Annotated in this window: 10 protein-coding genes; 7 read left to right on the top strand and 3 right to left on the bottom strand. The window is 47.6% G+C overall.

All coding sequences use genetic code 11. The annotated features are described in order from the left end of the window. Positions 1 to 4 precede the first annotated feature (4 nt). Both HXW94_RS01770 and HXW94_RS01775 read left to right on the top strand, forming a co-directional pair. Positions 5 to 1093 (top strand): deoxyguanosinetriphosphate triphosphohydrolase, encoded by a 1089-nt coding sequence (locus tag HXW94_RS01770; protein WP_178365188.1) that lies wholly within the window; start codon positions 5 to 7, stop codon positions 1091 to 1093. A gap of 5 nt (positions 1094 to 1098) precedes the next feature. Next, positions 1099 to 1692, top strand: coding sequence for a YkgJ family cysteine cluster protein (locus HXW94_RS01775; RefSeq protein ID WP_178365189.1), 594 nt, complete (start codon positions 1099 to 1101; stop codon positions 1690 to 1692). Here the strand turns inward: HXW94_RS01775 and HXW94_RS01780 are convergent, their stop codons facing one another. The 3 genes from HXW94_RS01780 to HXW94_RS01790 all read right to left on the bottom strand — a co-directional run bounded on the left by HXW94_RS01780 (position 1693) and on the right by HXW94_RS01790 (position 4404). Continuing rightward, the gene (locus HXW94_RS01780; protein WP_246293691.1) at positions 1693 to 2604 is read right to left on the bottom strand and encodes a LysR substrate-binding domain-containing protein; all 912 of its coding nucleotides are present in this window, start codon (positions 2602 to 2604) and stop codon (positions 1693 to 1695) included. A 232-nt stretch (positions 2605 to 2836) separates the two neighbouring features. Continuing rightward, positions 2837 to 3655 carry an SDR family NAD(P)-dependent oxidoreductase gene (locus HXW94_RS01785; protein WP_178365190.1) on the bottom strand — a complete coding sequence of 273 codons (819 nt, stop codon included), beginning with the start codon at positions 3653 to 3655 and terminating at the stop codon, positions 2837 to 2839. A 5-nt stretch (positions 3656 to 3660) separates the two neighbouring features. After that, the gene (locus HXW94_RS01790) at positions 3661 to 4404 is read right to left on the bottom strand and encodes a YkgJ family cysteine cluster protein (protein ID WP_178365191.1); all 744 of its coding nucleotides are present in this window, start codon (positions 4402 to 4404) and stop codon (positions 3661 to 3663) included. Between the two features lie 564 nt (positions 4405 to 4968). Between HXW94_RS01790 and aprB the strand changes: the two genes are divergently transcribed. The 5 genes from aprB (at position 4969) to qmoC (ending at position 12574) form a co-directional block, all read left to right on the top strand. Further along, positions 4969 to 5406 carry an adenylyl-sulfate reductase subunit beta gene (aprB, locus tag HXW94_RS01795; protein WP_178365192.1) on the top strand — a complete coding sequence of 146 codons (438 nt, stop codon included), beginning with the start codon at positions 4969 to 4971 and terminating at the stop codon, positions 5404 to 5406. Positions 5407 to 5457: 51 nt separating this feature from the next. Then, on the top strand, positions 5458 to 7419 hold the full coding sequence (aprA, locus tag HXW94_RS01800) for an adenylyl-sulfate reductase subunit alpha (RefSeq protein WP_178365193.1): 1962 nt from the start codon (positions 5458 to 5460) through the stop codon (positions 7417 to 7419). A gap of 301 nt (positions 7420 to 7720) precedes the next feature. After that, positions 7721 to 8992 carry a CoB--CoM heterodisulfide reductase iron-sulfur subunit A family protein gene (locus HXW94_RS01805; RefSeq protein WP_178365194.1) on the top strand — a complete coding sequence of 424 codons (1272 nt, stop codon included), beginning with the start codon at positions 7721 to 7723 and terminating at the stop codon, positions 8990 to 8992. A gap of 6 nt (positions 8993 to 8998) precedes the next feature. Continuing rightward, the gene (locus HXW94_RS01810) at positions 8999 to 11335 is read left to right on the top strand and encodes an FAD-dependent oxidoreductase (RefSeq protein WP_178365195.1); all 2337 of its coding nucleotides are present in this window, start codon (positions 8999 to 9001) and stop codon (positions 11333 to 11335) included. Positions 11336 to 11368: 33 nt separating this feature from the next. Continuing rightward, positions 11369 to 12574: a quinone-interacting membrane-bound oxidoreductase complex subunit QmoC gene (qmoC, locus tag HXW94_RS01815; RefSeq protein WP_178365196.1), complete on the top strand. Its 1206-nt coding sequence runs from the start codon at positions 11369 to 11371 to the stop codon at positions 12572 to 12574. Positions 12575 to 12676: the final 102 nt, after the last annotated feature.

A 12676-nucleotide genomic window follows, 5' to 3' on the forward strand; every position in this document is an offset into this window, starting at 1 on the left:
TTTGATGAATACAATAAACGCCAAAATAAAACAGAATCCCAGTATCCGGGAAACCTTCCAGCAACGGGAGCACAAGTTCCTGTCAAGATACGGCACCCCCAGCACCAGCGGTGAACGCCGACACCCTGAACTTACCCCCGGCAACATCAGAACCCCTTTTCAGCTGGACCGGGACCGAATTGTATACTCCAATGCCTTCAGGCGTTTGAAATACAAAACCCAGGTGTTTCTATCGCCGTTAGGAGACCATTACCGGACCCGGCTTACTCACACCCTTGAGGTTTCTGAAACGGCAAGGAATATTGCCCGGGCCATGCGCCTGAACGAGGATCTTGCCGAAGCGGTTGCCCTTGGCCATGATTTAGGACATACGCCTTTTGGTCATGCCGGAGAAACGGCCCTGATACAGGTACACGCCTCGGGCTTTACCCATGCCGATCAGAGTTTAAGGGTGGTCGATGTGCTGGAAAACAGAGGAAAAGGTCTGAACCTTACCACCCAGGTCAGAGATGGTATCCTTAAACATTCGAAAGGATTCGGCAATATTATTCCAGCTACGCCCGGTCAAACCGCGTCTACCATTGAAGGGCGAATCGTACGGGTTGCCGACATCATTGCCTACCTGAACCATGACCTTGATGATGCCTTGCGGGGTAAGGTCATCTCCAGGGATGAGGTGCCTGACATCTGCACCCGAAAGCTTGGTACAACTCACTCCGCCCGCGCATCTACAATGATGGAGCAGTTGGTTTACAACAGCGGACCCCAAAATGGAGAAATCATTTTAAGCATGGGTGAGGAAACCATGGAAGCCATGACAATCCTAAGAAAATTTCTCTTTGAAAAAGTCTATCGCTCCCCGGCGGTTCATGGAGAATTTGTGAAGGCCAAAAAAGTAATTATCGGTCTTTACAACTACTTCATGGAAAATCCCGACGAAATGCAAAAAGAACTGGAAAAAATGGAAATGGCCCCATGGGATTCGACAAAAAATAAACTGAAACGCTCGGTGTGTGATGTCATTGCCTCCATGACAGACCGGTACGCACTTAAATTATACGCGCATCTGTTTTTTCCTAACCCACTGGTATAAGACCCATGACAAATACCCCGGAATATTTTTCACCCCTGATCCAGCTTTACCAAGACATGGATAACGCATGGAATCAGGTTGCACAACAATATGGATTTCAATGCAACGGCTGTACAGACAACTGCTGTCTGTCCCTTTTTTTTCACCACACCCATGCAGAAGCATCTTTTCTAGAATTTGGATTGCAGACATTACCCCGTAAAGACCAAATGCAGGTGTTAGCGCTCAGCCGTGACTACTGCCGTCAAACCTTTTCCGGCCCTGCAAATAATCACAGCCGGCCGGCATCCCAAAAAATCCCCTGCCCCCTGCTGAAAAAGAATATGTGCAGCCTTTACAACTTCCGGCCAATGATCTGCCGATTGCACGGACTGCCCCATGAGCTTCACAAACCCGGATTTAATGTTATAAAAGGACCGGGTTGTGATGCCGGAAAATTTGACGGCCATGAATATATCCCTTTTGACCGGACCCCCTTTTATAAACAGATGGCGATCATTGAAATGAACTTCAGGCAGCTGACAGGTAAAACCGGAAAAATTAAAAAAACCATTGCCCAAATCTTTGTGGATTCAGAATCTTTTGATTATGGGCCTTAGTTAATGGGCATGAACCTGATTTTCATACACCGCCTTATAACGCTCCTTTGTATAATATAGAAACGCCTGAAGAACCGATGAAAAATATTTATTTTTATGCCAGATGGTATAAAAGGACCGGGAAAATTTAAAATCTTTTATTTTCAGACGAAACAACTGACCGGACAACAACTCGTTCATTACGGAAATCCTGGACAGGCAACTTACCGTCCCCTTATTTCCAAGCACCGATTTCACAGCTTCCGTATGACCTACCTCAAGAAAAGGCTTAAATCGTTTCTTGTACTTTTCTATATGATAAAGGAAAACCTCCCGGGTACCGGACCCCTCCTCCCGGAGAATCCAGCGTTTTGATAAAAGCGCGTCCATGCAGTAATCTTCGTCGCGAACAAGGTCCGGATCACCCGTCACCACATAGAGTTCATCAAGGCCCAACACCTCCCGCTCGATTTCGGTGCTGTTGTAGTCGGCTTCAACAAACCCGATATCCACATCACCGTCTTCAATAAGCTTGCCGATCTCTATGGTATTGCCGGTTATTTTTTCTACACGAACCCCTTCATACAGCTCGGCAAACTCATAAATAATCTGAGGCAGGATATAGTTGGCAATGGATGAACTGGCACCCACCTTGATATCTCCCACCAGGTCCTGATCCCTGAACATGGACTCGCTTTCCCGCAGGCCAAAAACAAGGGGTTCCACCATCCTGAAAAAATAGCGCCCGTTTTCATTGACCACCAGACGTTTGTGGATACGGTCGAACAATAGTTTTCCGAGTGTCTCTTCAAGTGACTTTATGGACATGGATACCGCCGACTGGGTCAAACCGAAATCGTTGGCCACCTGACTTAAATGGGGTGTTTTCACAAGCGCAAGAAATAGTTCAAGTTGCCTTAATGTCAATCGCATACCTCCATAGACCTGTTTGACAAGGATATTACTCAATGATCAGGTATTGCACACAGATCCTTAAAAATTGAAACAAGCGTTTAAGAATCTGTCGCATACGGTGGCGACTATACCACGTCGATGGACTGACCCAAAGCACATATTAAAAAAAATTGAACATAATAATCAATTTTTTAAATACACATTCCAGCCTCAAAAACAAAAGACACTGGAAAGGATTAGACAAGCAAGATCAAACGATACCCTGGGGCATAGGGGGTACTGATGCACCGCCCAGAACAAATCCACCATCTATACGCAGGGTGGCGCCGGTCATATAAGGGGCATCTTTGATAATAAAATTTACAGCGTTGACAACATCGGAAATCCGGCCGGTCCGACCTGTCAGGGTATGGTCTACCAGGGAACGTTTTTCCGCATCCGTCAGTACCTCCCGCCACCCCCGGGTACCCTGGGCATGGCGGGTTTCAAAAATACCCAGCATTAATTCATTCACCCGCACCGAAGGTGCCCCCATCCGGGCCCATGTTTCGGTAAGTATGCGAATCCCACGGTTGGCGGCTGAATATCCCTCATTGAAAACCAGGGCAGCAGGGCCGGATCTTCCGGTTATGGCCGCAACAGAAGAAATATTAATGACAATGGCATCATCACCGGCCTTCATCAAAGGGAACACCGCTTCAAAAATCCAACGTTTGGCTTTAAGCGTTGTTTCAATCTCCAGATCCCACTGCGTTTCAACATATGCCCCGTGAACCGTAGGCCATCCACCACGTTCAATATTGTTCACCAGAATATCCAGACGTCCATACCGCTCTTTTATAAACGTTGCCAAGCGGTCTATGTCATCGATTTTACGCAGATCAGCATTTATTATATGGTGTTGAGCGCCTGTATTTTTAAACTCCGCCGCCATATCACAGAAGGCATCCGGCCAGTCATGGCGGGTGAGGATAAGATTTGCCCCCTGCCGGGCAAGGTCAAGACCAATACCTTTGCCAATCCCCTTGACCGCCCCAAGCACCAGCGCCGTTTTTCCGTTGATTTCCATAATTTTCAGTCCTGAATCTCCAAATCTTTGCCGAATAACTGGTATTTTATCCAGGCAATACCGAAATCAAGCAAACTTAAATCATCAGCCACAATCTTTTCCACATATTCTCCGGGCAGGTCCATTGAAGCAAGAAGTCCTTTCTCCTGAATCTCAATTTTAAAATTATCCAGATCATATAAAGCCATGTAAAAAATATCTTCTTCAGCGCTTTCAAGTTTTCCGGGCCGGATCTGGTTTTTAAGGCTGATCAGTTCAAGAATTTTATCATTTTGCGCGTTATGCTCGTCCACATCCTGGCTGTTGAGCCACTGGGCCACCGTTTTGTTACTTTGATCACCAAATCCTTTGCAGTGCGCTTCTTCAATCAAGGCAAAATACTCGACATTCTTCCCGGTGGCTCTGTCCTTTACAATGGCCCGGGCCAAGGGATACATGCGGCATGATGCAGGGCGGTCATTATATACGGCACAGCCTGAATCCGTAACAAAAGGGCAGGCATGACCGGTAGCTGGATTGGTCTTAAAGGTAAGCACCGGCAAACCGGAGCCGGGCCCGGTATGCCGGGATGTATATTCCCGCAGAAACTGTCGGGACGGCAGATTTACGGCATTTTTCATTCTCAGAATATCATAGGGCGTCAATACCTGATTCAAATCCCTGCAGCATTGATTAAAGCAAGGGTTATCCGAACTGCAGTTGAATTGCATAAGATCATCCAAGGCCACAGGCAACATTTCATCATTCATTATTTTTTCCTTTATGATTTTAAAATTACGGTAGATACCGGATCAATATAAACCGACATGGACTGCAAGCCCACAACAAACAATGAAACTAAAGACACCAACAATACAGGGCTGAAATAGGCGCCACAGGTGCTTCGTTCTCTTGTTTCTTGTATCTTGTCTCCGGTTTCTAATAAACCGGCAGGTAACCTAACAGGATACAACCAATTTTTCCAGATGATTTTAATGCATGCATTCACAAGATATAGTGTTTTAGCGCCTCACCAAGCATATATATTGTCGAAACAATAATCATTCAAAAAAATTGAAGAAATCATTAAATCATTTTTTTTTAATTTTCTTGACACAGACCTTGTCAGGGTGTTATTCCCATATCATTTGTTCTGAGGAAAAGGCTTATTGAATGAAATTTGAAATGGACTCAGCCTATCCTCTCGGGAGCCAAGTGTTTTAAATTACAGGCCTTTTGAATTTTTTGACAGGCCTTAATCTGGATAGATACAAATTATCGCACAACGATATTTGTGCAATTATGATTAACCTACATTTATGGAGGTATTTTAAATGCCATCTTTTGTAATCGCAGAAAAATGTGACGGCTGTAAAGGCGGGGACAAAACCGCATGCATGTACATCTGCCCCAATGACCTGATGGTTCTGGATGCGAATGAAATGAAAGCTTACAACCAAGAACCGGATCAGTGCTGGGAATGCTACTCTTGCGTAAAAATATGCCCCTCCCAGGCCATTGAAGTAAGAGGTTACTCTGACTTCGTACCCATGGGCGCTTCCGTACAGCCCATGATGGGTACTGAGGACATTATGTGGACCTGTAAGTTCAGAAACGGCGTTGTAAAACGCTTTAAATTCCCCATCAGAACCACTCCCGAAGGCGAAGCCAATGCTTATGAAGATCTGAAGGGTAAAGACCTGAGTTCCGGCCTGCTTTCCACTCAGGAAGCAGACGGTTATGAACTGGTTGCTCCCACCGAGCTGGCATAGGTTGCTTAAACTTAATTTCTGATACTTATAAATTTTTTTTGGAGGTATATAATGGCATTACCTAACAAACCTGCTGGTGAACTTAAAATTGTCAGAGAGCCAGAGGTAGAAAAAAGAGACGTTGATGTGCTGATCATCGGCGGTGGTATGGCTGCCTGCGGTACTGCATTTGAAATCAAAAAATGGGCTGATGACGACACCAAAATCCTGCTCGTTGACAAAGCCGCTCTTGAACGGTCCGGCGCTGTTGCCCAGGGTCTGTCCGCCATCAACACCTACATCGGTGAAAACAAACCTGAGGATTATGTCCGCATGGTTCGTAATGACCTGATGGGTATTGTTCGTGAAGACTTGATCTTTGACCTTGGCCGTCACGTTGATGATTCCGTACATCTGTTTGAAGAATGGGGACTTCCCATCTGGAAAAAAACCGATGACGGTAAAAACATGGACGGTAAAAAAGGCCAGAAAATGGGTACCCTGAAAGAGGGTGCTACGCCCGTTCGTACCGGTAAATGGCAGATCATGATCAACGGTGAATCCTACAAGAGAATCGTTGCTGAAGCCGGTAAAAAAGCCCTTGGTGACGAAAATATCCTGGAAAGGGTTTTCATCGTTGAAATTCTCAACGACAAAGATGATCCCAAAAGAGCTGCCGGTGCGGTTGGTTTCTCCGTACGTGAAAACAAAGTTTACATCATCAACGCAAAAGTTATCATGGTTGCCTGCGGTGGCGCGGTCAACATCTACCAGCCCCGTTCCGTTGCTGAAGGTAAAGGCCGTGCATGGTATCCCGTATGGAATGCCGGTTCCACCTACACCATGGCGCTTAGAGCCGGTGCTGAACTGTCCATGATGGAAAACCGTTTCACCCCGGCCCGTTTTAAAGATGGTTACGGCCCTGTTGGTGCATGGTTCCTGCTGTTTAAAGCAAAAGTCGTTAACGGCCTTGGTGAATTCTATGCCGGTAACGAAGAAACCAAAAAAGAGCTTGAAAAATATGCGCCTTACGGAACGGCTGCCGTAACACCGACCTGTCTGCGTAACCATCTGATGATGAAAGAATACAAAGAAGGCCGTGGTCCCATCATCATGGAAACCACCAAAGCCCTTGCTGCGCTTGGTGAAACCATGGACAAAAAAGAGCTGAAACATCTTGAGTCAGAAGCTTGGGAAGATTTCCTTGACATGTCCGTTGGTCAGGCTGGTCTGTGGTGTGCTACCAACACTGAGCCCGAGAAAAAAGACTCAGAAATTATGCCCACCGAACCGTACCTGCTGGGGTCTCACTCCGGTTGCTGCGGCATCTGGTGTTCCGGTCCGGAAGAAGACTGGGTACCTGATTCCTACAAATGGGGTTACAACAGAATGACCACATGTCGCGGTCTGTTCACTGCCGGTGACGGCGTTGGTTGCTCCGGTCATAAGTTCTCCTCCGGTTCCCATGCAGAAGGCCGTATCATTGCAAAATCCATGCTTCAGTACCTGAAAGCCGAAGGCGACAAGGTTACCGGTTTTGCTGAAACTGATCAGGAACTGGTCGACATGGTTTACTATCCGGTATACAACTACCTGGATAACTGCGAATACACCACAGCTACAGACGTTAACCCCAAATACTGCAAACCTGCAGGCATGGCTATGCGTCTGATGAAAATGACCAATGAGTATGGTGCTGGTACAGGTTCTATGTACATGACCAACGGCAAATCCCTTGAAGTTCTCATGGACCTGTTCGAAATGTTCCGTGAAGACCTTGAGAAAATTGCTGCCGGCGACCTGCATGAACTGCTTAGAGCATGGGAAATTATCCATCGTCTCTACACTGTTCAGGCGCATACCCGTCACATCCAGTTCCGTGAAGAATCCCGCTTCCCCGGCTTCTACTACAGAGGCGACTTCATGGGCCAGAATGACGAAGAATGGTTCTGCTTTGTTAACTCTTCTTATGATAAGAAGACCAACGAGTGGACCCTGAAAAAAGAACCCTACCATAAAATTATCTCCGACTAGTAGGGTAAGACGTTTTAACCTAAGGATGTCTTGATATGAACCTCCAGGTGCCGGCTTACCGGTGCCTGGAGGTTTTTCAGATTATGCCTGTCCGGCCCTGTCTCCTTTTTTGCAAGGTTGCAAGCAAACGATTTATAGGGTAATTTGCAGTATTGTTAATTTGCACTCTTGCAAATAAGGAGAACAGGATGCCGGCCCCGGGCTTAAACCGGATATAATTGGTTTTGTCAGGATCCGGCATACAAAGATTTTGAACCTATACACAACACAACTACACAACTTAAATGCACGGAGGGACAGCATGACTACAGAAAATTCAGCCCCGGTAAGTGGAAGCATTATGGTGGTTGGTGGTGGAATCAGCGGTCTGACAACCGCTTTGGAAGCTGCCGAAGTGGGCTACGAAGTCTTCCTGATTGAGAAGGAAGCATCCCTTGGCGGAAGAGTTTCCCAGCTTAAACACTACTTCCCTAAACTCTGCCCGCCTACATGCGGCCTTGAAATCAATTACAGACGCCTCAAAGACAACAACAGCATCAAGGTTTACACACTTTCCGAGGTACAGAACGTTGACGGCACGCCCGGGGATTACACCGTCACCGTAAAAACTTCACCCCGTTATGTGAACAGCAACTGCACCTGCTGTGGTGAATGTGAAAAGGTGTGCGAAACTGAAATCAGCAATGAATTCAACTTTGGCATGGATCGGCGCAAAGCCGCATACCTGCCCCACAACATGGCCTATCCCCAACGGTATGTCATGGATCCTGCCATGGGCACGGAAGACCGGGAAAAGGTCAAGGAAGCCTGCAAATACAACGCCGTTGATTTTTCAATGCAGGAAAGCACATTTGACCTGAAGGTCGGTGCCGTTGTATTTGCCACCGGATGGCAGCCCTATGATGCCACCCGCATAGACAATCTTGGTTTTGGCCGCTACCAGAACATCATCACCAACATGATGCTGGAACGTTTAGCCTCTTCCAACGGCCCCACTGAAGGTAAAATCATCCGCCCGTCCGACGACAAGGCACCGGAAACCATTGCCTTTGCCCAATGTGCAGGTTCCAGGGATGAAAATCATCTGCCCTACTGCTCATATATCTGCTGCATGGCATCCTTAAAACATGCCACATATATCAGAGAGCAATATCCCGATGCAAAAATTTACATCTATTACATTGACCTGCGGACCCCAGGCAGAAAATACGAAAACTTCTATGCCAAACTCAAAGAAGATGAAAACGTATTTTTCGTAAAAGGAAAGGTTGCCGAAGTCAGTGAAGAGAGCGGTACCGGCAACATAAATCTCGTGGCCGAAGATACCATCTCCGGGGACAAAATCAGGCAAACCGTTGATATGTTGGTGCTGGCCACCGGAATGCAGCCTACCTGTGCCATTGATAAGCCCACAGCTGATCTGACCTTTGATGAAGAAGGCTTTATTATCAATGATTTTTCCAAAGGCGGCCTGTTTGCAGCAGGGTGTGCCAATAAACCGGCCGATGTTGTGACATCCAACCAGAATGCAACCGGCATGGCCCTTAAAGCCATTCAGACTCTGAGGAGGTAACAAACCATGGATAAAAAATACGGCGTATATATATGCACAGGCTGTGGTATCGGTGATACACTTGACATGGAAGCGTTAACAGGTGTCCCTGAGGAAGAGGGTCTCAACTGCACCACCCATCCATTCCTGTGCTCCAAAGCAGGTGTTGAACTTATTCAAAAGGATATTGACGAAGGCAAGGTCAACGCCATGGTTATCGGCGCTTGTTCCCGCCGAGTGAACTTTGATGTATTTAACTTCCCCGGATGCATTATTGAACGGGCCAACTTAAGAGAAGGCGTGGTATGGCCCCATTCCCGGGAAACTTATCCTGCCCTGGCCGAAGACCAGAAAGATGATGGCGAACACTTTGACCGGGTTCAAATGAAGGCTGAAGATTATATTAAAATGGGTATGATCCGCCTGGAAAAGGTTGATCTACCAGAGCCTTACCAGACAGAGTCCTTTTCCAAAAAGGTGCTGGTTATCGGTGGTGGCGTAACCGGTATGTCTGCAGCACTTGATGCAGCCAAAGCCGGTTATGAGGTTACCATCGTAGAAAAAGAGGCAGCCATTGGCGGGTATGCAGCCAAGCTTCGCAACCAGACCCCTGTTCAGCTACCCTTTGAAACGCTTCAGGCGCCGGTGGTTGACGCACTTGTCCAGGAAGTTGAGGGTAACACCAACATAGATGTAAGAACCAACAGCCTTGTGGCACGTATTGCCGGTCAGCCCGGTGAGTTCACGGTAACCATCAAAAAACCCGATGAAAAAATTCCCTTTGACGTCCCCTTTCCGCTGCCCCCTGAAGAGCTGGTGGATGAAAGCGGCAAAGAACTGGATGCCGACGCTGCCCATGAAAAATATCTGAAATACAATGAAGGCAAAGAAGACATCCTTTCCCTTGACCCGGACGGAGAACTTTACGGCGCAGTTGTTCTGGCTGCGGGCTGGCGGCCTGATGTCCTTGAAGGCGAGGCATACGCGCATCTGTCTGTGGGAAATCCTGATGTGATCACCAATCACGAATTTGAAATGATTGCCGCCAAGGGCAAAATTCTGCGTCCCTCCGACGGCAAGGAAGCCAAAAGAGTTGTATTTATCCAGTCTGCCGGAAAAGATGAAGACGACAGCGATTTTGAATACACCGGTTCCGTAACCTCCATGGTGGCTTTAAAACAAGCCCGTTATGTCAGGGAAGACTATGCTGACGGCAAGGCCTATGTCATTTACCAGCACATGAGAACCCCAGGTCTGCAGGAATATTTCTACAAAGCCATGCAGCAGGATGACGGTATTTTCATGACCAAGGGTGCCGTCACCGATGTTACAGCCATGAGTTCAGAACTGATGGTAACAGCCCAAAACACCCTGCTGGGTGACAATCTGGTGCTTAAAGCCGACCTGGTTGTTGTGGCAAGCGGTATGGTTCCGGTCACCAAGGACGACCCGGTTATCAACCTGGCCTACCGCCAGGGTCCCGGCTTCAGGGATAACGATATTTTCGGCCAGTATGCGGATTCAAATTATATCTGCTTTCCCTATGAAACCCAGAGAACCGGTATTTACGCTGCGGGTACCGTCCGTCGGGCCATGACTATTGAAGAGTCCATGGAAGACGCAACCGGTGCAGCACTGAAAGCGATTCAATGTATTGAAAGCGCTAACCGCGGCATGGCGGTTCACCCCCGTTCCGGTGACTTGACTTATCCTGACTTTTTCTTCCAGAGATGCACACAGTGCAAACGCTGCACCGTTGAATGCCCCTTCGGCGCCCTGGATGATGATGAGAGAGGAACCCCAAAAGCCAATCCCACCCGCTGCCGCCGTTGCGGTACCTGCATGGGTGCCTGTCCCGAACGGATTATCTCGTTTGCCGATTATACCATTGACAGTATCGGTTCCCAGGTCAAGGCCATCAGTGTTCCGTCTGAGGACGATTACAGTGAACCGCCCCTGCGTTTTCTGGCCCTGGTATGTGAAAATGATGCATACCCTGCATTTGACATGGTAGGCATGAACCGCGTGGACTACTCTCCTGACGTCCGGGTGATTCCGGTTCGCTGCCTGGGTTCCGTGAACACCATCTGGATTAAGGACGCCTTGGCCCAGGGTCTTGACGGCGTTATCCTCATCGGCTGTAAGCACGGCGATGATTACCAGTGCCATTTTGTCAAAGGTTCAGAACTTGCTGAAGTCCGTGTGAAAAAAATCGGTGATGCACTCGCGTCACTGGCCCTTGAAGAAGAACGTGTGGCATTTGTGGAAGTCGCCATTGATGAATATGACAAACTGCCTCAGATCATCAACGACTTTGTTGAAGAAGTGGACGCACTTGGCCCGAACCCGTTCAAAGGTTTCTAATCGCGGCATACAAACTTAATGGAGGTATCTACTATGAGTGCCAATTATATTCCCCAACCAGATCTGGAATTCATTGCTGAAATCAGAGGTCTTGGTGGAGAAACCCTGAAAAAATGTTACCAATGCGCCACATGTTCCGTGGCCTGCCCCATCGCACCTGAAAACAGCCCCTTCCCCAGAAAGGAAATGATTGCTGCTTCATGGGGTCTTAAAGACAAACTGATCAGCAACGGAGACATCTGGCTGTGCCACAATTGCGGTGACTGCACGGATATGTGTCCCCGGGGTGCAGCCCCAGGTGATGTACTGGCCGCGGTCCGCTCTGCCGCCATTACTGAATACGCAACCCCAAAATCTCTTGCCAAGGCCGTGAACGATCCGTCCAAACTGCCGCTTATGCTTGGGATCCCGGCGGCCTGGTTTGCGCTGCTTGCCATTATCACAATGGGCTTCGGCGGCACCATGGAAAAAATTTTCCATTTCCTGTTCGGCGATGCCCTTGGTGGACGTCTTCACTGGTCCCATGCCCATGAAGGCGCAGAACATGTTATCGCCCATGCCAACTTTGTATCCACCTGGTTTGTGGATATGACCTTTGTTCCCTTGTCTATTTTTGTGACAGTTGTCTTCTTTCTTGGCTTGAAACGTTTCATTGTCGATGTTCATGACAATGCGGTACTTGAAGGCAAAACAGACAAGACCAGCCTTGATTACAAAGCGCTTTTAATGTCTATTAAAAATGTCATACCCATGATATTAAAACATGACAAATTCACCCAGTGCGGAACCAATAAAGAGCGTGCCACCCCGCATATGATGGTACTTTTTGCCTTTATCGGCCTTTTTATTGTAACTGCAGTATGCGGCATCATGCTTTACGTAGGCGGTTATGCCGGACCTTATCCCCAGCTTAACCCCATTAAATGGCTTGCCAATATCGCAGGTGTTGCCCTGGTCATCGGGTCAGGCTTGATGATCAAGAGCAGACTTACCAATAAGGAACAGGTCACAACGTATAAAGACTGGTTCATTCTTGGTATTGTCTTTGCCTTAGGCGTTTCCGGTATGCTCGCGGAGATGACACGCCTGGCTGAAGTTGCATGGCTTTCTTACTTCTTTTACTGGATTCATCTGATTGCCATTTTCAATTTGTTTGCATTTCTGCCGTATTCAAAATTGGCCCACATTGTCTACCGTACGGTTGCCATGGGCTATGCAGATTACGCCAACAGAAAATAGCATTTAAGCTGTATAATTGATTAAAGGGGCTGGTTTTTAACCAGCCCTTTTTTTATTTCTAAAACTGAACCTCCCGGATTGTTTGGTCCAAACTATAGGGGC

The sequence above is a fragment of the Desulfobacter latus genome (genome assembly GCF_013389365.1).
Classification (GTDB): Bacteria; Desulfobacterota; Desulfobacteria; order Desulfobacterales; family Desulfobacteraceae; genus Desulfobacter; species Desulfobacter latus.